13 protein-coding genes are annotated in these 23,475 nt (G+C 35.1%); all 13 read left to right on the top strand.

From position 1 onward, the window contains the following. Window positions 1-521 precede the first annotated feature (521 nt). On the top strand, window positions 522-4,904 hold the full coding sequence (locus tag ACFPYN_RS12565; RefSeq protein WP_377734643.1) for a S8 family serine peptidase: 4,383 nt from the start codon (window positions 522-524) through the stop codon (window positions 4,902-4,904). A gap of 1,021 nt (window positions 4,905-5,925) precedes the next feature. Beyond that, complete coding sequence (locus ACFPYN_RS12560; RefSeq protein ID WP_377734641.1) at window positions 5,926-9,810, top strand: DUF6359 domain-containing protein; 3,885 nt, start codon at window positions 5,926-5,928, stop codon at window positions 9,808-9,810. Between the two features lie 778 nt (window positions 9,811-10,588). Further along, window positions 10,589-11,335 carry a YveK family protein gene (locus ACFPYN_RS12555; RefSeq protein ID WP_377734639.1) on the top strand — a complete coding sequence of 249 codons (747 nt, stop codon included), beginning with the start codon at window positions 10,589-10,591 and terminating at the stop codon, window positions 11,333-11,335. Further along, the gene (locus ACFPYN_RS12550; RefSeq protein ID WP_377734637.1) at window positions 11,328-12,023 is read left to right on the top strand and encodes a CpsD/CapB family tyrosine-protein kinase; all 696 of its coding nucleotides are present in this window, start codon (window positions 11,328-11,330) and stop codon (window positions 12,021-12,023) included. The genes ACFPYN_RS12555 and ACFPYN_RS12550 overlap by 8 nt, the downstream gene beginning before the upstream one ends. A 123-nt stretch (window positions 12,024-12,146) precedes the next feature. After that, window positions 12,147-12,917 carry a tyrosine-protein phosphatase gene (locus tag ACFPYN_RS12545; RefSeq protein WP_377734636.1) on the top strand — a complete coding sequence of 257 codons (771 nt, stop codon included), beginning with the start codon at window positions 12,147-12,149 and terminating at the stop codon, window positions 12,915-12,917. A 28-nt stretch (window positions 12,918-12,945) separates the two neighbouring features. Next, the gene (locus ACFPYN_RS12540; protein ID WP_377734634.1) at window positions 12,946-14,781 is read left to right on the top strand and encodes a polysaccharide biosynthesis protein; all 1,836 of its coding nucleotides are present in this window, start codon (window positions 12,946-12,948) and stop codon (window positions 14,779-14,781) included. A 35-nt stretch (window positions 14,782-14,816) separates the two neighbouring features. Then, the gene (locus tag ACFPYN_RS12535) at window positions 14,817-16,154 is read left to right on the top strand and encodes a hypothetical protein (protein WP_377734632.1); all 1,338 of its coding nucleotides are present in this window, start codon (window positions 14,817-14,819) and stop codon (window positions 16,152-16,154) included. Window positions 16,155-16,184: 30 nt separating this feature from the next. Beyond that, window positions 16,185-17,612, top strand: coding sequence for an oligosaccharide flippase family protein (locus ACFPYN_RS12530; RefSeq protein WP_377734630.1), 1,428 nt, complete (start codon window positions 16,185-16,187; stop codon window positions 17,610-17,612). A gap of 275 nt (window positions 17,613-17,887) precedes the next feature. Beyond that, window positions 17,888-18,745: a glycosyltransferase family 2 protein gene (locus tag ACFPYN_RS12525; RefSeq protein WP_377734628.1), complete on the top strand. Its 858-nt coding sequence runs from the start codon at window positions 17,888-17,890 to the stop codon at window positions 18,743-18,745. 24 nt (window positions 18,746-18,769) lie between these two features. Beyond that, on the top strand, window positions 18,770-19,840 hold the full coding sequence (locus ACFPYN_RS12520) for an EpsG family protein (protein WP_377734626.1): 1,071 nt from the start codon (window positions 18,770-18,772) through the stop codon (window positions 19,838-19,840). 131 nt (window positions 19,841-19,971) lie between these two features. Further along, window positions 19,972-21,003, top strand: coding sequence for an NAD-dependent epimerase (locus ACFPYN_RS12515; RefSeq protein WP_377734623.1), 1,032 nt, complete (start codon window positions 19,972-19,974; stop codon window positions 21,001-21,003). Continuing rightward, on the top strand, window positions 20,993-22,273 hold the full coding sequence (locus ACFPYN_RS12510) for a nucleotide sugar dehydrogenase (RefSeq protein WP_377734621.1): 1,281 nt from the start codon (window positions 20,993-20,995) through the stop codon (window positions 22,271-22,273). The genes ACFPYN_RS12515 and ACFPYN_RS12510 overlap by 11 nt, the downstream gene beginning before the upstream one ends. Then, a complete protein-coding gene (locus tag ACFPYN_RS12505; RefSeq protein WP_377734619.1) occupies window positions 22,274-23,431 on the top strand; it encodes a glycosyltransferase family 4 protein in 1,158 nt (385 codons plus the stop codon). The last annotated feature ends 44 nt before the right edge of the window (window positions 23,432-23,475 follow it).

Below are 23,475 nucleotides of genomic sequence, written 5' to 3'. Positions count from 1 at the left end.
GATGAGGTTTTAAATTAATATACTAGCCAGTGGCCAAATGCGACTTAAAACAAGAAATTACCTGTCTTTTCTTCCAATTCCCTAAACACCAACTTACAAAATTTACTAACCGATATATCCGAATAATAAATAAAATACTAAACCACCTAATAGATTTACTAGGTATATTGAATACTGCTCATTTCCACTCGCATGAACGAATAGTCACGAGTTATCCCAGCATAACTTCATCCTCACCTAAAATAACCCACTTTATAGAAAAATAATCCAAAAATACTAGTCGTAAAAAATAATTTAATAGTTCATAAAACCTACAAGACTAGTCACATAAGCATTCTTTGTATCTACTTTTACCAGTAATTTGAATATTGTAATACAAATGTAATATAAGATAATGCAATTTTACATTTGCAACAATCGAAATATATGGTAAATTTTAAATTGTCACATAATTTAGAGAGATGCCCTCTTTTTGGCAATTCACTTCTAGCTTATGAAACACATTAAGGGAGGAAAGCATATTGAATAATTCGAGAAAGAGCATGATGGTTGCAATGGCAACTGCATTAATGCTAAGTACGGCATCAATGGGTGCACCGGCTCCAACTGCAGCAGCACAACTATCAAAACAGGTACCTTCTGTTAATTTACAAAAATCAGCTGCAAAATTACCTGCTCGTTTAATTGCACCAGAAAACCCTAGTGAAAAAGTTCGTATCATCGTAGAACTTGAAAAAGCACCAGCGATTGAAACTGCTACTAAAAAGGGTGTTCTTTATAAAGAATTACCAGAATCACAACGTGCTAGTTTAGAAGCGTCAATCGAAAGTGATCAAGTAAATGTTCAAGCTTCTATTAAGAAATTTGCTTCAAATATGAAAATTAAAGAAAACTTCACTGCTGTCTTTAACGGATTCTCTGCTGAAATAGATGCAAAAGATGCTGAACGTATTGCCAATACACCAGGGGTTAAAGCTGTAACTGAATCTACTGAATATGCACGTCCTGTTGCTAAACCTGATATGACTCACTCAAAAGAGTTGGTACAAGCCCAATTAGCTTGGGAAAAATATAACTTCAAAGGCGAAGGAATGGTAGTAGGCGTAATCGATACTGGTATCGACCCTTCTCACCGTGACATGATCCTAACAGATGATGCATCTGGAGATATCACATCTGCTGAAGTTGGCAGTTTACTTGGCAACGGTTCAATCGAAGACGGTAAATTCTACACGGCTAAAGTTCCTTTTGGCTACAACTATATGGACGAAAACAATGAAATTCGTGATATCGGTCCTGGAGCATCTATGCATGGTATGCACGTTTCAGGTACTGTTGGAGCGAACGGTGACGAAGACAATGGTGGGATTAAAGGGGTAGCTCCAGAAGCTCAACTTTTAGCACTTAAAGTATTCGGTAACGATCCATTATTCCCATCAACTTTCGGAGACATCTATGTGAAAGCAATGGACGATGCGATTAAACTTGGCGCAGACGTACTGAACTTATCACTTGGATCAACTGCAGGGTATGTTGATAACTCGAACCCAGAACAGATGGCAGTAACACGTGCACAAGAAAACGGTTTATTAGTAGCCATTTCTGCAGGTAACTCAAATATGTACGGTTCAGGCACATTCTATCCAATGGCTGAAAACCAAGATTACGGTTTAACAGGATCACCGTCAGTTTCTGAAGATTCATTCGGTGTCGCTTCATTCGAAAATAGCATTATCAAGGCTTCAAGTTTCACTTATGAATTTGACGGTGCTGAGGCTGGTCGTGCATTGTTCTTGCTTGCAAATGACGCAGAACCTAACGACTTACCTTTAGAAGAATATCCAGTTGAATTCGCAGGTTTTGGTACTGTTGCTGATTTCGAAGGTAAAGACTTAACAGGTAAATTCGCTTTAATATCACGAGGTAGCATTTCATTTGTTGAAAAAGGTCTAAATGCACAAGCAGCTGGAGCAGCTGGTGTTATTGTTTATAACAATACATCAGGTACAATCAGCATGGCATCTAGTTCAGAGATCAAAATTCCGTTTATGTCTGCACTTCAAGCTGATGGACTATCACTAAAAGCTGCTCTTGATGCTGCTAAAGAAGTAACTGTTAGTTTCGATGGCGAATATTTAGAAACAGCAAGTCCTTCTGCAGGTAAAATGAGTACATTTACGTCTTGGGGTCCTACACCGAACTTAGATTTCAAACCTGAAATTACAGCTCCAGGTGGAAATATCTTCTCGACATTAAATAATGACACTTACGGACTAATGAGTGGTACTTCAATGGCAGCTCCACATGTTGCCGGCGGTACAGCATTAGTGATGGAACGTGTAAATGAAGAGTTTGGCTTAACTGGCGCAGCTCGCGTGCAGTTTGCTAAAAACTTAATGATGAACACTGCAAAACCAGTTGTTTTAAGTGAGTATGATGGATTAACTGAATACGTATCTCCACGTCGTCAAGGTGCTGGTATTATGCAACTTGCAAACGCTTTAGAGACAGATGTAATGGTAACAAACAAAGCAACTGGTGAAGCGAAAGTGGCATTAAAAGAAATCAAAGATGGTAAATTCAATTTCACGTTAACAGCTAAAAACTATTCAGATGAAGTGAAAAACTACAATGTAAACGTTCAACTTCAAACAGATTATGCGGCAAAAGTATCTGGTTATGATGTAGTAGTTCCGAATGATTATGGATCTAATATTGTAACGGATTTAGTTGATGTAGAAGCTCCTGAAACAGTTGAAATCGCTGCAAATGGAGAAGTAGAAATCCAAGTATCTGTTGATGCATCTGCATTGAAAGATATGGCAGGCTTCGAAACATTCACAAACGGATTCTTCATTGATGGATTAGTAATGCTTGAAGATCCAAATGAAGAAACATCAAGTGTCCCAGCATTAACAGTTCCTTTCTTCGGATTTAATGGTTCATGGGATGACGCACCAATCTTTGACTACAATGCGTGGGAAGGTCTAACGTATTGGGGAGCTCAAGGATTAGCAGATAACGATGGAAACTATATCTCAGGTCCATCTTTAGGTGAAGATTTCGATCCTTCGAAATTTGCCTTCTCACCAAATGGCGATGGTAATGTAGACGCAGCAGTTCCAGTTTACTCGTTAATTCGTAATGCGAAAGATTTCGAAGTGAATGTATTAGATGCAAATGGTAATAAAGTTCGTACAATTCGTACTGCTGAAAACTTAACGAAACACTATACAAGTTCTGCTACTGCAGCACCATACACGTTTAATCCAGATAATGGATGGGATGGAAAAATCAACGGACAAGCCGCTGCAGATGGTCAATACTCGATCGAATTGCGCGCTGTTATTGATTTCGAAGGTGCTGAATGGCAATCAATTAAATTCCCAATCATAGTAGATACAAAAGCACCAACTGCTGATGTTGAATTTGATGCTGAAACGAAAACTGTTTCTGTAGAAAATGCAGTAGATAATGCAGGCGGCGTAGGAATTGACCGTGTTGAAGTTTATGTAAATGATGTTGAAGTTACAGAGGCTGCTACACTTGAATCTTATGTAATTGCTGGCGCATTAACTAGCGACGATAAAGTAACAGTTAAAGTATGGGATATCGCTGGAAACGTTTCGGTTGAAGATTTCACATTACCGAAAGCACCAAATCCAGTTGAAGCAAATGCTCCTGTTATCTTAATCGACACTCCTGATTACTTCGGCTATGAAGATACTTCTGAAGTAGTAGTATCTGGTACAGTTGAAGATGCTTCAGATGTAACTTCAGTAACTGTAAATGGTAAAGAAGTAGATTCATTCGATGGCTCTAAGTTCTCTACGACAGTTACATTTGCTGACGGCGTTCAAAATGTAAGAGTTGGAGCTACTGATGAACACGGTAACTCATTCGACATCTCACGTAAAATCTTTGTTGATACAACATTACCTACGGTAGAAGCAGTTTCGACAACAGTTCCAACTGGTGTTACAACAACTTCTCCAAATCCAACGATCAAAGTAAAAGTTGGAGATAACTTCGATGAAATACGCTTATACCTAAATGGTAACGAAGTGTTCGCGAAGGCAATCTCAGAGCCATATGCAATGTTAGGTTACAGTCAAACAGTTGATGTAGTTCTTCCATTAGTAAATGGTAAAAATGACTTTGAACTTAGAGTAGTTGATTTAGTAGGTCATGAAGCAACTCAAAATATTTCGGTTATGAAATCAGACGTGGTCGTTACACCAACACCACCACCGGTAATCAATCCGCCAACACCGCCGGTAACACCACCAGTAACACCGCCAGTAACGCCACCGGTGACACCACCAGTAACACCGCCGGTAACACCAGTAACATTCGATGACATTGCTAGCCACTGGGCTAAAGTGCAAATTGAAGCGTTAGCGACGAAGGGTATTAGCTTCGGTAAAACGTCAGAACTATTTGCGCCAGAAGCTAAGTTAACTCGTGCTGAATTTGCGGTGTTAATAGCACGTGCTCTTGAGTTAGAAACAAAAGCTTATGCAGGTACGTTCTCGGATGTATCTTCAAATAAAGCTTGGGCATTTGCAGCAATTGAAGCGGCAGCTCGCGCTGGAATCATTAGTGGTAAAGTAAATGGAACATTTGATCCAGATGCTCCAATCACACGTGAAGAAATTGCAGCAATTGTTGTTCGTGCAGTGAAATATGAAGATGCTTCATTATTGAATAACTTAGATACGTCTAAGATGTTTGCTGATGATAGTCAAATCAGTTCATATGCGAAACTAAGTGTTAAACAAGCAGTTGCATTGGGTATCGTTGCAGGTAAGCGTAACAATACGTTTGCTCCTCAAGATAACGCAACACGTGCTGAAGCAGCAGTTATGCTTTACCGTGCGTTAGACAAATTGGGCGATCTATAACAAAAGGTAAGGGGCTGTCCCTTAGTCATAATATATGACTAAGGGCAGTTCCCTTTTTTTATTCAACGGAAAGATTAGGCAAAGTAACAGTTGATTTCCGTTTCAGATGGACGCTTTCCGCGGGCATGGCTTCAGTCTCCTCGACGAGCAAACAAGTTGTGGAACCACAACTTGTTGTCTGTGGGGTCTTCAGCTCATGCTATTCCCGCTGGAGTCGCCATCTTCCACTACAATCAACTGTTTTCTTTATAAAGATTTTTACAAAGTATAGATACTTCTTTGTGCAATTGTGGTTGCATCTGCCACTATCACTTTTAGAATCATTAGTCTTGAAAATGAAGAAAGCAGGAAGAGACCAAAATATCATTTTCGGTCGAATATCTACTTATAGATAGTGTCGATTCACTAGTAAACCAAACGTTCTTAACTGTGAGCGTCTAGGTTGCAAGGGAGCGAAGGACGAATTTCCGCCGCAGAATGATCTAAAAAAAGAAAGTGGGGCGAGTGACGAAGTCACAAGCCTCACTCTTTATTCCCTAGATTATAGTGCAGCAGAGAATGCGTCCGAAGCGGACTGAAAACCTATTTGCCTTAGATTAGAAAAAGAATGCTCTGAAATAAAGTAAGCAGGAAGAGAATGAAATAGTATCTTCGGTCGAATATCTATTAAAAGATAGTGTCTATTCTTTAGATTATAGTGCAGCAGAAGAAGCGTCCGAAGCGACCTGAAAACCTGACGGTCTCAGTAAATTACTGTTAGCTCTAATTGTCATTAGTGGAAAAATAGGTTGACGACTGATACCGCTAAAGATTACTAAGTTTATAGAAACTACTTTGTAAATATTACTTCTATAAATAGAAGCTATATTTACATGCAATAGATAAAACTTAACAATAAAGCCAGACTTCTTACCTATCTTTACAAAAGCAATGAGAATTTTACAAATTCTTATGAAAACCCTTACAATCATTTGATATAATCATAAAGTATCATAAATTTTCCTACTGAGGAGTGAAATGGATGACGAAAGAAGGCATATTGAAGCATGCTTTCAGTAAGATCGCATTAGCTTTCTTGCTTGTAATCTCGATGGTAGCACCATTTATCACAGCACCAAGTGCACAAGCTGCAGCACCAATTACAGTAGCTGAGGCTATCGCAAATAATGCTGGAGCAGCAACAGTACAAGGTTTCATCGTTGGAACAGCAAATAGTGGAACAAGTTATGACCAAGAACCCCCTTTTACTTCCGCTACAAACGTTGGATTAGCAGATGATCCAAATGAAACAGATACAACAAAAATTATTCCCGTGCAATTGCCGACAGGTAGCGTACGTACAGGGATAAATTTAAAAGATAACCCTACTAACTTTAAAGCTGAAGTTACGATAACAGGAAATCTAGAAGCGTATTTCTCAGTTCCTGGTCTAAAAAACGCTAGTGCATATACAATCGTAAACGGTGGCACTCCGCCTCCAGTAGCTGAAGAAGTGGCAGACATCGCCGCTGCTCGTGCAGTTACAGATGCGACTAAATTAATTAAAGTAACAGGTACCGTAACGACAGGCACAGGATTCTGGGGCGGGAAAGCCTTTTATATCCAAGATGCGTCTGCAGGTATTTATGTATATACAACAGCAGCTGACGTTCAACCTGGTGATATCGTTGAACTTGAAGGGAAAGTAAGTCCATACAGCGGCGAACTTCAAATTCAACCATCTAAAGTTACCGTTATCTCTTCAGGAAACACACTACCAGCAGCACAAGACATTACTCCGGCTGGAGTAAATGAAGAAACGCAAAGCGAACGTATTCTATTAAACAATGTAACAATTACTAATCTTGCAAAAGTAAATGACTTCGGAACATTCGAATTCACAGCTACACATGAAAACGGTGAATCAGTGGTTATTCGTAACGATAACCGTACCGGCTTGGCTTATGACGACTTCATCAAACGCTATAAAGATGGCGATCTTGTTCATGTTTCAGGCATCGCATCTAAATTCAACACAAGTTATCAAGTTAAAACTCTAGGTCTTGAAAGTTTTGACTTAGTGAACAAGCCTGCTGTCTACACAGATATTTTCCCAGGAACAGTATCTGCAGGCACTGAAATATCATTAATTACACCTATCGATGGGGCGACTATCTACTATACGGTAGACGGTTCAACACCTACATCAGCAAGTACTGAATATACAGCACCAATACCATTAACTTCTGACACAACGATTAAAGCAATCGCTGTGAGTGATACAACTTCTGAAGTTTTCTCATTCACTTACAAAGTGTTAAAAGTGGACAACCTAGTAATCCGTGACATTCAAGGTGAAGGTCACTTCTCAGATTACGAGGGTGCTAATGTAGCAGACATCACAGGTGTGGTAACGCATCTTTATAACTCAGCAAACTTTGTAATCCAAGACGTTAATCCGGATAACGACAACACAACGTCTGAAGCTATCATCGTTAACAAAGCTTCTAATGGTTTTGCAGTCGGTGACTTAGTTACCGTTGAAGGAACTGTTGAAGAATGGTATTACGAAGGCTATTCAGATATGAAGACAAATGACTTACCAGTTACACGAATTCGTGCAACGATTTCAGTCGCTAATGGAACAGCAACACTTCCTGAACCATTAGTAATTGGAGAAGACATCTTCCAACCGACTGAAATTATCGACAACGATGGATTAACGTCATTTGATCCAGCTGAAGACGGTATCGACTTCTATGAATCGATTGAGTTAATGCGTGTCGCAGTATCAGATGCAAAAGTAGTAGGACCACAAAAATACGGCGAAGTGGTAGTTGTAGCGGGTAACTCTACAAACACTGAATTCAATGTTTTAGGTGGTATTAACATCTCGGAAAATGATTACAACCCAGAACGTATAATCGTAGACTTCGATAATGAAGCATATGATGCTAAATCTGGTGATTACTATACGGGTGATATCGTTGGAGTTATGGGCTTCGGCTTCGGTAACTTCAAACTATGGTCTGAAGAAGCAGATTTACCTGAAATCACACGTGTTGACAAACCGAATCTAGTAACAGATATTGAACCAATGGAAGACAAGTTGAACGTTGCAGCATATAACGTAGAAAACTTCTCGAACAACATTTCTCAAACACCGGATGAAAAAGTAGAGAAAATCGCTAAATCATTCGTAGATAATATGAAATCACCTGACATTATCACACTTGTAGAAGTACAAGATAATGATGGTGGAACAGCTTCAAATAACTCAGATGCAACTGAAAGCTATGAGCGCCTGATTGCGGCAATCGTAGTAGCAGGAGGTCCAGCTTATGAGTGGACAGACATCGCACCTGAATACAATCAAGATGGTGGACAACCAGGCGGGAATATCCGCGTTGGTTACCTATACAATCCTGAACGTGTAACTCTTACTGAAGGAACTAAAGGCGGGACAACGGAAGCAGTAACGTGGGTAGATGGAGACCTTTCTAAAAACCCTGGACGTATCCTTGACTTGCCACAACAAAACACACGTAAACCATTAGCAGCTCAATTTGAGTTCCAAGGTGAAAAAGTAGTCGTAATTGGCGCTCACTTAAACTCAAAAGGTGGAGATCAACCGTTATTCGGTAAAAATCAACCTCCATTCTTAGGTTCTGAAGCAGAACGTATTGAACTTGCGACAATGATCAACAACTTTGTAAAAGAAGGACAAGCACAAGATCCAAACCTTAAAGTGATCGTAGCTGGTGATATGAATGACTTCGAATTCACACCAACACTTGCAGCACTAAAAGGCGGCATCTTAACAAACATGATCGAAAAAGTACCTGCTGGTGAACGTTTCACGTATTACTACCAAGGAAACAACCAAGTACTTGATCATATGTTGGTTACAAATAACTTAGCAAACCAAACACAAGTGGACATCATCCACATCAATGCAAACTACATGGAGATTCACGGTCGTGCATCTGACCATGATCCTATATTGATTCAAGTAGACTTAAAAGATCCTATCGTGCCAGATGTTAAAACATTGGCAGTGAACAAAACAAATGTTCAATTCATGTACGGAAACTCAGAAACACTTGTTGTTACTGAAACGACAACAAAGGCTGACGATTCATCTACAACAGCTGATGTTACAGCTACTGCAACGTATAGTGGCTATAACACAAATGTTATCAATGTAAATAAAGGCGTGATCACAGCAACGGGTGTAGGTTCAACTGATATCAACGTAACAGTAGGAGACAACACTGTAAAAGTAGCTGTTACGGTAACTAGTCAACCGCCAGTAACACCACCAGTAACGCCGCCAGTGACTCCACCGGTAACGCCACCTGTTGAACCAGTAACATTTGGTGATATCGTCAGTCATTGGGCAAAAGCTCAAATTGAAGAATTAGCAACGAAGAAGATTATCTTTGGTAAAACAACAGAATTATTTGCTCCTGAAGATAATTTAACGCGTGCAGAGTTTGCGGTATTAATCTCTCGTGCACTTGAGTTAGAAACAAAAGCGTATGAGGGTACATTTAATGATGTTTCTGCGAATATGGCATGGGCTTACCCAGGTATTGAAGCAGCAGCACGTGCAGGCATTATCTTTGGCCAAACGGATGGAGGGTTTGATCCAAACGCAGATATTACGCGTGAGGAACTTGCAACTATGATTATCCGTGCAATCAAATATGACGATGCAAGTTTGTTAAATGGATTACCTACAATAGAAGATTTTAATGATGCATCTTCAATTAGCACTTTTGCAAAAGAAAGTGTTGCACAAGCAGTAGCTCTTGAAGTTGTATTTGGTAAACGCAACAATACATTTGACCCACAAGCGAAAGCAACACGTGCAGAAGCTGCAGTAATGCTTCACCGTGCATTGAAAAAATTAGGCGAATTATAAGAATAGGAGAAAGAGTCAGCATTTGCTGGCTCTTTTTTTCGCCTGAAGTGTCAGCGTGACCCGAGGTTTCTTTAAAGAGCCCGCGAGTGTGGGAGTGTTGATGAGAATCACAATTTGAGGGGCAATTGTGTCTCTGGCTAGCACGCCTTTATTTTTTCTTTAGAGTAAGTATCACCCAAACTTTAAAAAATGGTCTGAAATAAAGTATGAAGGAAGAGACCAAAATATCATTTTCGTCGAATATCTAAATAAAGATAGTGTCTATTCTCTAGTAAACCAAAAGATCTTAACTGTGAGCTCGCAGGTTTTCAGGGAGCGAAGGACGAATCCCAGCCGCAGAATGATCTGAAAAAATAGAGTGGGGCGAGTGACGAAGTCACAAGCCCCACTCTTTGTTCTCTAGATTATAGTGCAGCAGAAAGATTCGTCTGAAGCGCACTGAAAACCTATGAGCATTTCAGTTATGAACTTCAGTGAACCTAGCTTTCTGTAACGAGCTTTGCGAGAGTGAAGTGCTGCCTCTAAATCTCTGACGAGAATCTAGAGATTCTCAAAATCCTCACGAAATTCTACAAATATTTCCTAACAATATGACGCATTTCCTATAATGATTTGAATAATTATAACCGCTACTATTTCGAGGTTTAAAAAAATAGTAATGAATACCCTTTCATAACTTTATTACTGCAGATTTCGACAAAAAAAGACAAATCGACAACATTTTTCTATGCTATAATATGGTTACTTATTGAACATATCTAGGGGGACTTTACTTACTATGGAAGAAACGATTAGCTTACAAGAACTATTCCAAACTTTGAAAAAACGCATGTGGTTGATCTTGTCACTAACAATTCTCGCAACACTGATTAGCGGAGTCGTTAGTTTCTTTTTTATTACACCAATCTATCAAGCTTCAACACAACTACTAGTGAGTCAAGAGAAGTCTGAAGCACCAATGATAAATGTAGGTGAAATACAAACGAATCTGCAATTAATAAAAACATATAACGAAATAATAAAAAGCTCAGCTATTTTAGATATCGTTCGTCAAGAATTAGCGCTAGAGACTTTAACAACCGAAGCACTTAACTCAAAGATTACCGTATCAGCAGTTGGTGAATCACAAGTACTAACGATTACAGCACAAGATCCAAATCAATTTGTCGCACGTGATATTGCCAATACCACTGCGTCTGTGTTCCAACGCGAAATTATGGACATTATGAATGTCGATAATGTGAGTATCCTCTCGCAAGCTAAGGCAACAGACACACAAGCACCAATCAAACCGAATAAAATGTTAAACATGGCAATCGCTTTGGTGGTTGGTTTAATGCTTGGTGTTGGTTTAGCATTCTTACTTGAGTATTTAGATAATACGTTAAAAACAGAACAAGAGGTTGAAAGTATACTAGGCATTCCAGTAATTGGTGCCATTTCTTCTATGGAGAAAAAGGAACAAGACAAGATGGACAAGATGCAGCAAAAACTTCAAGCGGAAGGAGAGATTCGCAATGGCTAAGAAAAAACGTCCAATTACACTGGAACGTCAATTGATTACAATTGATAGTCCGCGCTCACCTATTACAGAGCAGTATCGTACATTACGTACCAATATTGAATTCTCTTCTGTTGATCAAGAATACAAAACGATTCTTGTCACCTCTTCAAGTCCTGCAGAAGGTAAATCTACAACTGTTGCCAATTTAGCTGTAACGTTTGCACAACAAGGTAAGAGAGTGTTACTCGTTGATACTGATTTACGTAAACCAACTGTTCACTATACGTTTAACTTGAAAAATGTAAGAGGGTTAACGAATGTCTTAACGAAACAAACGACTTTAACAGATGCAGCGCAGGCGACAGAAGTGGAGCATTTATCAATATTGACTAGTGGGCCAATTCCACCAAATCCAGCTGAGTTACTTGGATCAGCTTCGATGTCTCAGTTTATTGAACTAGCAAAAACGCAATTTGATGTTGTGTTATTTGATACGCCACCTATTTTAGCAGTTGCAGATGCGCAGATTTTAGCGAATAAAGTCGATGGGTCGATATTGGTTATTAGTAGTGGAGGCACGGAACAAGATGCGGCTCGTAAGGCTAAAGACTTATTGGAGTCAGCTAAGGGTAAGGTCTTAGGGGCTGTGTTGAATAAGAAGAAAGCAAAAGATTCGCAGTATTATTACTATTACGGTGATAATAATTAATATTTTGTTAAAAAATTAACAAAAAACCCCTTTTCTGTTAAACGACAACGTGATACTATAGCCGTAGTGGTCAGACGACGTTAGCGAATTTGTATTGCTTATAGGTAAAAAGGGGGATATATGATGATAGATATACATTCACACATTCTTTATGGATTAGACGACGGTGCAAAGGATTTAGCAGGGAGTATTGAAATGGCGAGACAAGCGGTTGCTGAAGGAATTACTTCCGTCATTGCTACTCCGCATCACAGACACCCGAGCTACACAAACACGAAAACCGATATACTCCTGGGGGTAAATCAACTACAAGCGGAATTACAGAGACAGAGCATCCCGCTGAATGTGTACGCTGGGCAAGAAATTCGCATTTTTGGTGAAATGGTAGATGTCCTTATTCACAATGACGAACTATTAACATTACACAATTCGGAGTATGTCTTAGTGGAATTCCCATCTTCAAGCATACCGAAATATACAGAGCAGTTATTTTATGACTTGCTTGTAAAAGGCTTCACACCGATTATCGCACATCCTGAACGCAATGCAGAAATCGCTGAAAACACAGACAAGCTGTATCGCCTGATCAAAAACGGTGCATTGTCTCAAGTAACAGCAGCAAGTGTAGCAGGCATGTTCGGCAAGAAAACACAGAAATTAAGTTTAGATTTACTTGAGCATCAACAAGCACACTTTGTGGCTTCAGACGCTCACAACATCACGAATCGTGCATGTGTGTGGAAGCAAGCGATGGACAAGCTTGATAAAAAGCTGGGTTCAGATATGGTGACATTAGTTAATATGCAAGCTCAAGATGTAGTGCAAGGACGCTCGATGAGAAAGTTAGCACCAGAACGAATTACACAACGAAAGAAGCTGTTCGGACTTGTTTAATCTATTAATTCAACAGGAGGTAGGAACGATGACCATGCAAAAACGAGCAACTTTATTGATTCTTCTCGATTCAACTATTGTGCTATTTTCCATTTATGCTGGTTATTTTGTCCTTCATCCGTATGTGAATGTTTTTAATAACGACATGCTCGTTGTGAGTTCATTAACGATCTTTATCGCCCATCACTTTTTTTCTTGGCGCTTTGGCTTATATCGTAAAGTGTGGTCATACGCCTCGGTGGGTGAATTAAAATCCATCGTGCGTGCGGTAACATATAGCGTACTAACGGTCATGGTCATCCAACTTGCTGTTCAACAAGACATATACTGGCGAGTGTTGTCCATCACCTGGATGCTTCATATGATTTTGATTGGTGGCTCTCGTTTTTCTTGGCGTGTGTATGTCGACTCAAGGTTCAATCGAGAAACTGTAGGGATCAAGCGTACGTTGATTATTGGTGCCGGTGCTGCAGGGACGATGGTGACACGTCAGTTGTTACAAAATCATCAAACTGGACTTAAACCAGTTGGTTATGTAGACGATGAACGCTCGAAACAAAATTTAGAAATTTACGGTGTGAAGGTATTGGGATACATAAAAGATATTCCTGAACTAGTCAAAAAACACAATATCTCAAATATCGTCCTTGCCATCCCTTCATTATCAAAAGTAGAATTGGCTGAAATCATCAAAGTATGTGTAGATACAGGTACAAAAACACAACAAATCCCACTCATTGAAGATTTAATGACAGGCAAAATCTCGGTCAATGAAATGCGCGATGTGAAGATTACGGATTTACTAGGTCGTGAAGAAGTAGAGCTTGATATGAAAGTGATATCGGATAACATTACTGATAAAACGATCTTAGTCACTGGAGCGGGCGGTTCAATAGGATCTGAGATTTGCAGACAATTGATGAGGTTCAACCCAAAGCAGTTAATCATGCTTGGACATGGTGAGAACTCGATTTACTTAATTGATCAAGAACTGAGAAATAATCTAGTTGGTGAGACAGACATTCAAGCAGTTATTGCGGATGTCCAAGACCGAACAAGAATCTTCGAGATTATGGATGAATATAGACCGGACGTCATATACCATGCGGCAGCTCATAAACATGTGCCATTGATGGAAGGTAATCCGATGGAAGCTGTAAAGAATAACATCTTTGGTACGAAAAACGTCGCAGAAGCGGCTGATACCTTCGGCGTCAGTAATTTTGTATTAGTTTCTACGGATAAAGCCGTGAACCCACCGAACGTAATGGGTGCCACAAAGCGTTTCGCTGAGATGGTTGTTCAGAATTTAGCGAAGGATAGTAAAACTAAATTCGCAGCGGTACGGTTTGGTAATGTGTTGGGATCTCGTGGTAGTGTTTTACCGTTGTTTCAGAAGCAGATTGCCAAAGGTGGTCCAGTTACAATAACGGATGCTCGTATGACTCGTTACTTCATGACGATTCCTGAAGCTTCGAGGCTTGTGATTCAGGCAGGAACTTTAGCTAATGGTGGCGAGGTTTTTGTTTTGGACATGGGAGAACCGGTTAAGATTGTTGATCTTGCTAGTAATCTAATTAAACTTTCTGGATATTCAGAAGGTGAGATTGAGATTCGTGAGACAGGGATAAGACCTGGTGAGAAGTTGTTTGAAGAATTGATGAATGAGAGTGAGAGGCAGAGTGAGGTTGTGTTTCCTAAGATTTACATTGGGAAGGCGACGCCTATTACTAAGCATGAGTTGGTGTTTTTGTTAGAGAAGATTCCTACTCTCAGCGGTTTAGAGTTGAAGGAATTGCTTGTTGGTACTGCTAATCGTCGGAATGTTGAGGTTGGAAAAAGAGTAAAACTACAAATTCAGTAGTAAAATAATAAATTAAAAGTAAGGTGTAGAAAATAATGAATTATATTTTTATTGACAGTTCAAAGGGATTTGGAGGAATTGAAAATTTAATTATTGAAATTTCTCATTATTTGCTAGAAAGAAAACAGAAAATATTTATAATAACCCAGGATAACAAGAGTATATATAATCAATATTTTAAAAACAATCTAAATATAAATTTAATAAATTTAAACATGAGTTTTACAGCAGAGAATTTAAGTGAAAATCAGTTAGATGAAGTTATTAAAAACTTTTATGAAAAATTCTGCTTTAAAGAAGAAGAAGAATATAGAGTAATTAGTCCATATTTTCATAATCTCCAAATTGGTATAGCGCTATTTTCAAACAAAGATAACGTTAAATTATTACATATTTGGGGACATCCTGAAGACTGGAAGAATTCCTTGCTACTAAAAACCAGAATGACTCATAAAAAAAAATATAATAAAAAATATTTTTATCAAAAAGAGATGTTAAAAATTTTACAATTAAATAATGCTGATTTTTATGGTGGAAAGTCTCCAGTTCTATATAATTCATGGTATTATGACGTAGATTTGATTTCAAATTTAAAAAAGTTAGAAAATTATCCGATTCAAAAAGAAAAATTGGATTATACTTATTTTTTTGATGAAAGAAAAAAAGAAATTAGAGTTTTATGGTGTGGACGTTTCACCTATTGGAAAAATGAAGCAATTATTCATATTCATCAAATATTAGAAATACTTGCTCTAGAGTATCCTGATTTTAGTATAGAATATACAATAATAGGAAGCGGGGAAACAAAGTATACAAATGATGTTAAAAAAAGGATTGAAATAAAAAATGTGAGTGTTGTGTTTTTAGGAATGGTAAAAAGTGAAAACTTATTACAAATCATGAATACATACGATATAGGAATAGGAATGGGCCTTACAGTTAAAAAAATGGCACAAGTTAGATTACCTTCAATAGTTATTGATTCAGTCGATAAATTTAATTTAAAGCATTTAGGGTGCGATTGGATTTTTAATACTTCTGAGGGTGATGCAGGTGATGGATATTATTATACTCTAGCAGGATATGAAATTAGTGGTAGAGAAAGTTTGTATAAAATATTAAGTAATATTTTTTCTGATCCCTCTATATTAAATACCTACTCGCAGAAAAGCGAGGAATTTGTAATAGAAAACTATGACCAAGAAAAACAAACTCAAGCAATTATTGATGCAGTAGAGAATTCCCATTTTAAAGGTGCTGATTTTCCAATATTCAGAAAAAATAAAATTCAAAGATTTATTTTTATCTGTTTAAAGACTAATTATTATCTTTTTATAAAAGTCAGGAATAACATAAAAAGTTTTATAAAATAAAGTTTTATATCTGATATGGGGTAAAAAATTGTGAATAACTTAATGAAAAATTTTTCAGCTTTTTCATATGGCACTATACTATCGCTTCTTATAGCATTTTTAGCTATTCCAATATTAACCAGAATCTTATCGCCAGAAGAATATGGTAAAATCACACTTTTTGTAACTCTATCTGGAATATTCTCAACAATAATTTCTTTTGGGACAGATCAAGCATTTGTAAGATTTTTTTACGAAGAGCATGAAGATAATAGAGGAAAATTATTAAGAAAAACATTAATAATTCCTTCAGCACTAACTATAATTTTTATTGTCATTATGCTATTTTTTGGTTCGAAAATCACATTATACTATTTTGATGATAATTCTTTATCTATTATTTTAAGTTTAATTGCTTTTGTGACTTTTTCATTGATTTACAATTTCGGATTATTGGTAGTTCGTATGCAACAAAAAGGTAATACATATTCGCTTTTATTAATATTTAATAAAATAATATATTTATTATTAATTATTTCTTTAATTTATTTGATTCCTCACACTTACATGATTGGAATTGGAAGTTTGTTAATTTCATTGATGCTAAGTGTTATTGTAATTATTTTTATTGAAAGAATATTTTGGTTTAAGAAAATTAAAAAAGATACAGAAAAATTAATAAATAATATAAAAACAATTTCCTTGTTTTCTTTCCCTTTTTTTGTAACATTATTAATTAATCTAATATTTAAATCTGCTGATAAGTTTGCCTTAGAAGGATGGGGAAGCTATGAAGATTTGGGTATATATTCATCTGGTGTTGTTCTTGTAGGCATGCTTGGCGTTCTACAAGCATCTTTTACTATTTTTTGGACCCCGGTTGCATATAAAAAATATGAGTTAGAACCGGAAAACAAACAATTTTTTAAAATCATTTCACAGATTGTTTCATTTATAATGATTGCAATAGCACTAATAGTGGTAATGATAAGAGATTATATTATTCTATTCTTAGGTGAAGATTACAGAGAAGCGATATTTATTCTTCCTATGCTTTTATTTATTCCAATAGCAACAACAATATCTGAAACGACACAAATTGGAATAAATTTTAAGAAAAAACCTAGATATCATATTATTACAGCGATAATTGCTTCACTAGTTAATCTGATTTTTTTGTTTATTTTGGTTCCAACATATGGAGCAAAAGGTGCAGCTATTTCAACTGCTTTAGGATATTTAAGCTATCTTTTATTTAGAACAGTCTTTTCTCAAATGTTGTTTAAGATAGAATATGGTCTAAAAAATCTTTCATTAATTGTATGTCTATTATTCTGCTATATGCTACATTTAACATTTTATGACACAAGTATTTTTTCGTTAACAACTGGTATTTGTTTATTTCTATTAAATATTTATCTATATAAAGACATTTTTAAAATATTTGTAGATTATCATAATAAGTCGAGCGATAATTAATTATTTCATTAAAGTTAAGGAAATCTATTAATACAGGAACGAATATTTCGAAGGGTTCGAAAGTCCATTTCATACGGTTAGCCATAAAGAAGAAAAACCCCATTATTTTAAGAGTTTTAAATAGTGTCAACACTCGTAAAGATAAAGAATATTAAGTTGTGAATCTAGTCAAAAAAATAATAATATATGTAAAAATTTTAGAACTTTATAAACTTTAGTTTATAACCTTAGAAAAATAAAACGGTATTGGTATACCTTTAAGGAGGAAATAAGTTATGCATCCTAAAATAACCATTGGAATTCCTTTTTATGATAATGAAAAAACTCTCGAAATTGCAATAAAATCTGTATTAACACAAACATATCAAAATTGGGAGCTATTATTAGTAAATGATGGATCAAAAGATAAATCTATAGATATAGCTAAAAAATTTGATGATCCAAGAATTAAATTATTAAATGATGGAGAAAATAAGGGGTTAATCTATAGACTTAATGAAATGATAGATATTACAAAAACTGATTATTTTTTTCGAATGGATAGTGATGATATTATGCATCCACAAAGAATCGAAAAGCAGCTTAATTTTTTATTAGAAAACACTTCCATTGATATAGTTGGTAGTTCAGCGATTATTATTGATGAGGATAATCAAGTTTATGGTTCAAGGTTTGTTAATAATGATATTAATAATAAGAGGCTTACCTTATATTTTGGAAAGTTTATACACCCTACAATTGCAGGAAAAACAGATTGGTTTAAAAAACATAAATATGATCCACTTTTTTATAGATCTGAAGATCATGAGTTATGGGTAAGAACTATTGAAGAATCAAATTTCTATAATATAAAAGAACCTTTATTATTTTATAGAGTCCCTAAAGTTATAAATATTAATAACTATATTAATAGTATAAAAACTAATAGAAAAATTTATCGGAAATATGAAGCAAATATATTTCATAAACTAATTTTATTAACTAAATCAATTTTAAAAGAAAAATTGATATTTACTATTAATTATGTGAATTTAGATGAGATATGGATTTCCAGAAGTAATTCTACTACTAATTTAGATGAAAAGAAACAGAAAAAATATCAAAATATAATAACTAAAATTAAACATTATTAAAAATCACTCGAGGAAAGGTAAATTATGATTATTTTGATATTTTCTTTTTTATTTCTTATTTTTGTAAATTTAATTTCTTTGTCAAAACCTAATTCTATAATAAACAACAAATATACAAAAACTTTTTTCATTATGTTAATGTTGATATTTTCAAGTATTTGGATAGGATATAAAGATGTCAACATGTTTCCTGATTCCTTAGGTTACTCAACCTATTTTTTATTATTAAAAAATATTAGTTTAATGGAAGCCTTAGATATAATTAATTATGAAAATGCATTTATAATATTGCAATGGGTAGTCAATTTACTTGATATGCCTATAGAATTTAATTTCTTAATCATCTATTTGGTATTTATCATTATTTTTATAGTGGCTATTTATATACTTTTTAATCACTATTCTATATATTTTGTATTTTTGTATATATATTTTCCTTTTTTCATAACCTTAGGAGGCAATATTCTTAGACAAGGGTTATCAATATCATTTCTACTTTTATCGATTTCAATTTTAATTAGATATAAGAAAAAAACGATATACTTTTTTATTAGTGCTTTATTTGCTTCATTCTTTCATTATACAGCGTTACCATTAATACTAATTCTTGTTGTAGTTAATATTTTTAAAATAAAAATGAATCACTTAATTTATATATGGATCTTTTTATCTTTTTCATTTTTCATGAAATTGCCTAATATACTAACAAATTTATTAATTCCTATAAGTTATATTAATAGTTATATTTCTGAAAGCTCTTTAAATAATTATGGGAATCAAACATATAGAATGGACTTTTACTTGTTCGGAGCATTTTTTTTGCTTTTTGGATTAATTACAAATAAGTATGTATTTAATTACAAGGATAGAATATATACTTCTATTCTAAAAATTTATATAATATTTAATTGTTATTTTTTAATTCTAGGTTTTATATCATATTCCGATCGAGTAGCTATTTTCTCATGGATTTTAATACCAATGATTATGATTTATCCATTATTAATCCTTAATAAAAAAATCCCTTTAGTTTATCCTGCATTTGCAACTTTAATATTTATTTTATTTTTATTTCTAAATGGTAGATATTATTGATCCTGATAAATTATGGAATTATAGATTTATTTATTCAAAGAAAAATAATCCGTCTTCTGAAATATTAAATTGTTATTGTTTAATAGAATTTGAAAAGATAAGAGTTTTAATTCTCTGAGGAGGTAAGGTAAATGAAAGTATTAATAACAGGTGTTGCTGGCTTCATTGGTTCACATTTAACAGTAAAGTTACTAAATATGAATTATCTAGTAATAGGATTAGATAATTTAAACGATTATTACTCAGTTTCTTTAAAAGAATCTCGTTTAAATAGATTGACTCATGAAAATTTTTCTTTTTACAAAGAAGATTTACAAAATCTTGAAGAAATCATGGCGATTTTTGAAAAAGAAAAGCCTGATGTTGTTATTAACTTAGCTGCTCAAGCAGGTGTTCGATACAGCATTGAAAACCCCCATGCATATATTGAGTCAAACGTTGTAGGATACATAAATATTTTAGAAGGTTGCCGTCATCACAAAGTTCAACAATTAATCTATGCATCTTCAAGTTCAGTCTATGGAGCAAATACATCATTACCGTTTTCAGTCCATGATAATGTAGATCATCCTTTAAGTCTCTATGCAGCAACAAAAAAAGCAAATGAGCTGATGTCTCATACGTATAGTAGTCTTTATAATATACCGACAACAGGACTTCGTTTTTTTACCGTCTATGGTCCTTGGGGACGTCCTGATATGGCATTATTTATGTTTACAAAAAAAATCATTGAAGGCAAACCAATTGATGTATTTAATAATGGAGAAATGATGCGTGATTTTACATTTGTAGATGATATTGTAGAATCAATTTCACGTTTAATTGAAAAGCCAGCACAACCAAACACAGAGTGGTCAGGGGATAAGCCAGACCCAGGTACAAGCTATGCGCCATATAAAATTTATAACATTGGTAATAATAGTCCAGTAAAACTGATGGACTTTATCGAAGCTATTGAAGAAAAAGTCGGCAAAAAAGCAATTAAGAACTTTATGCCATTACAAGCTGGAGATGTTCCAGCCACATATGCAAATGTAGAAGATCTATATAGAGAAATTGATTTCAAACCACAAACTTCTATAAAAGATGGAGTAGGGAAATTCGTGGATTGGTATATAGATTACTATCAAATAAATTTAAAAGAGGTAAATAATGAATCGTAAAATAGCTATTGTAGGTCTTGGATATGTAGGTTTGCCAGTAGCTGTTGCTTTTGGTAAAGAACATCATGTCATTGGATTTGATATAAATGAGCACCGAATTAATACACTCAAACAGAATATCGATTATACCAATGAAGTAGAATTAGCAGATTTAGAAAATGCAAATATTAATTTTACTAATGATGGAAAAAAGCTAGAAGAAGCTGATTTTATTATTATTGCTGTACCGACACCTATTAATGAGCATAACCAACCGAACTTAATACCACTGTTAAAAGCTTCTGAAACGGTTGGCAAGCATTTACAAAAAGGTTCGATTGTGGTTTATGAATCTACCGTTTATCCAGGAGCTACTGAAGAAGAATGTGTTCCAGTTCTTGAGCGAATGTCCGGTCTAAAAGCTGGTGAAGATTTCTTTGTAGGCTATTCACCCGAACGTATCAATCCCGGTGATAAAGAACACACATTTACTACGATTACCAAGGTAGTATCTGGACAAACACCAGAAGTTTTAGAAATTGTGGCAGATACATATTCAAGCGTAGTCAAAGCTGGCGTATTTAAAGCTAGTTCTATTAAAGTAGCTGAAGCAGCAAAAGTTATCGAAAATACACAGCGTGATGTGAATATTGCACTTATGAATGAATTAGCAATGATTTTTGATCGACTAGATATTGATACTTCAGAAGTGTTAGCTGCTGCAGGAACAAAATGGAACTTCTTGAATTTTTCCCCTGGTTTAGTTGGAGGTCACTGTATCGGTGTAGATCCCTACTACTTAACTCATAAGGCACAAGCTGTTGGGTATCATCCAGAAGTAATTTTAGCTGGCCGTCGAATTAATGATGGTTTAGGCAAATACATTGCTAATACATTAGTTAAGAAATTGATTAGAAAAGGCATAGCTGTACAAGGTTCTACAGTTACTGTTTTGGGATTAACGTTTAAAGAAAATGTTCCCGATTTGCGTAACTCAAAGGTCATTGATGTGATTCGGGAATTAGAAGAATATGGTATGAATGTTCAAGTGACAGATGCTGAAGCAGAGTCGTATGAAGCAGTTCGAGAATATAATGTTGAATTATATAGTATCGAAGATTTAAAGCCAGCTGATGCAGTTGTTTTTGCAGTACCACATCAAGAATATGCTACTGAAGGATGGAATTTAATAGGACGTATATTAAAGGATAAATCTGGAGTTGTTGTCGATATTAAGAGTGCTTTACCAAAAGAGTCTACTCCAGAATCTATAGAACTTTGGAGATTATAAATGAGAAAAAGGATAAAGATATTACAAGTATGTGCTATTGATTCAAGTGTTGATGCTCTATTAAAGCCTCTTATTAAAGCTTGCATGTCAAATGGAATAATAACTCATAATGTTTGCACAAATACAGGTAAATTCATTGAATTGGAAACTGAAGGTCTAACTATGATTCATATTCCAATTGATAGACAAATCAATCCTTTGAAAAATCTTAAATCTATTTGGAGATTGTATAGATTAATGAAAAAAGAAAAGTATGATATTGTTCACGTGCATACACCTATAGCTGCATTATTAGGCAGAGTAGCAGCTAAAATGGCAGGTATTAAACATATTGTTTATACTGCTCATGGTTTTTATTTTCATGATGAAATGCAACCTAAACAATACAAACTATTTTATACTATTGAAAAATATGCAGCACGATATTTAACTGATTGGCTATTATTACAAAGTCTTGAGGATTATGAGTTGGCAATAAAAGATAGCTTTAAAAATCCTAATCGCATTTTGCATTTAAGTAATGGTGTGGATATATGGAAGAAATTTAATAGTTCTTTAGTTTCTATAAATGATATAGAACAATTCTATGCAAAAGAAAATATAACAAAGAATGATTTTATATTTTCTTTTATTGGAAGATTGGTAAAAGAAAAAGGAATATTTGAATTAGTAGCAGCGTTTAAACGATTATCTTTAAAGTACCCACAGGCAAAGCTAATTCTCATTGGCGGGTTGTTAGAAAGTGAACGAGACCAATATAGCTATAAAAAGCTAATAATTGATTTAGAACACGAAAATATTCATTATCTTGGCTTTAGAAAAGATGTTCCTTTATTGATGGGAGCATCAGATGTCTATGTACTACCTTCTTACCGGGAAGGGCTACCAAGGTCTATCATTGAAGCGATGGCTATGAATAAGCCTATTATTGCAACTAATATTAGAGGATGTAGAGAAGAAGTTGTTGACGGAGAAAATGGATACTTAGTAGAAAAAGAAAGTGTAGCAGAATTATATGAAGCTATGGAAAAATTGATTGCAAGTTCAGTTTTAGTTAGACAATTTGGTATGAGAAGTAGAGAAATAGTTGAAGAATTATTTGATGAAGAAAAGGTTTTGAAAAAGCAGATTGAGTTATTTGAAAAACTCTCTATTTAGTTTTAAGTACACGTAAATAAAAAGTTTTTATAGAAAAGAGTGTA

The organism is Paenisporosarcina macmurdoensis (assembly GCF_042658845.1).
In the GTDB taxonomy this organism is placed as follows: Bacteria; Bacillota; Bacilli; order Bacillales_A; family Planococcaceae; genus Paenisporosarcina; species Paenisporosarcina macmurdoensis.
This window is presented reverse-complemented; position numbering and strand designations above follow the sequence as displayed.

Coding starts and splice junctions, on each gene's coding strand:
- ACFPYN_RS12505 (WP_377734619.1), top strand. CDS start 22,274: ATGAGAAAAAGGATAAAGATATTACAAGTATGTGCTATTGATTCAAGT.
- ACFPYN_RS12560 (WP_377734641.1), top strand. CDS start 5,926: ATGACGAAAGAAGGCATATTGAAGCATGCTTTCAGTAAGATCGCATTA.
- ACFPYN_RS12545 (WP_377734636.1), top strand. CDS start 12,147: ATGATAGATATACATTCACACATTCTTTATGGATTAGACGACGGTGCA.
- ACFPYN_RS12515 (WP_377734623.1), top strand. CDS start 19,972: ATGAAAGTATTAATAACAGGTGTTGCTGGCTTCATTGGTTCACATTTA.
- ACFPYN_RS12555 (WP_377734639.1), top strand. CDS start 10,589: ATGGAAGAAACGATTAGCTTACAAGAACTATTCCAAACTTTGAAAAAA.
- ACFPYN_RS12550 (WP_377734637.1), top strand. CDS start 11,328: ATGGCTAAGAAAAAACGTCCAATTACACTGGAACGTCAATTGATTACA.
- ACFPYN_RS12540 (WP_377734634.1), top strand. CDS start 12,946: ATGACCATGCAAAAACGAGCAACTTTATTGATTCTTCTCGATTCAACT.
- ACFPYN_RS12510 (WP_377734621.1), top strand. CDS start 20,993: ATGAATCGTAAAATAGCTATTGTAGGTCTTGGATATGTAGGTTTGCCA.
- ACFPYN_RS12535 (WP_377734632.1), top strand. CDS start 14,817: ATGAATTATATTTTTATTGACAGTTCAAAGGGATTTGGAGGAATTGAA.
- ACFPYN_RS12520 (WP_377734626.1), top strand. CDS start 18,770: ATGATTATTTTGATATTTTCTTTTTTATTTCTTATTTTTGTAAATTTA.
- ACFPYN_RS12525 (WP_377734628.1), top strand. CDS start 17,888: ATGCATCCTAAAATAACCATTGGAATTCCTTTTTATGATAATGAAAAA.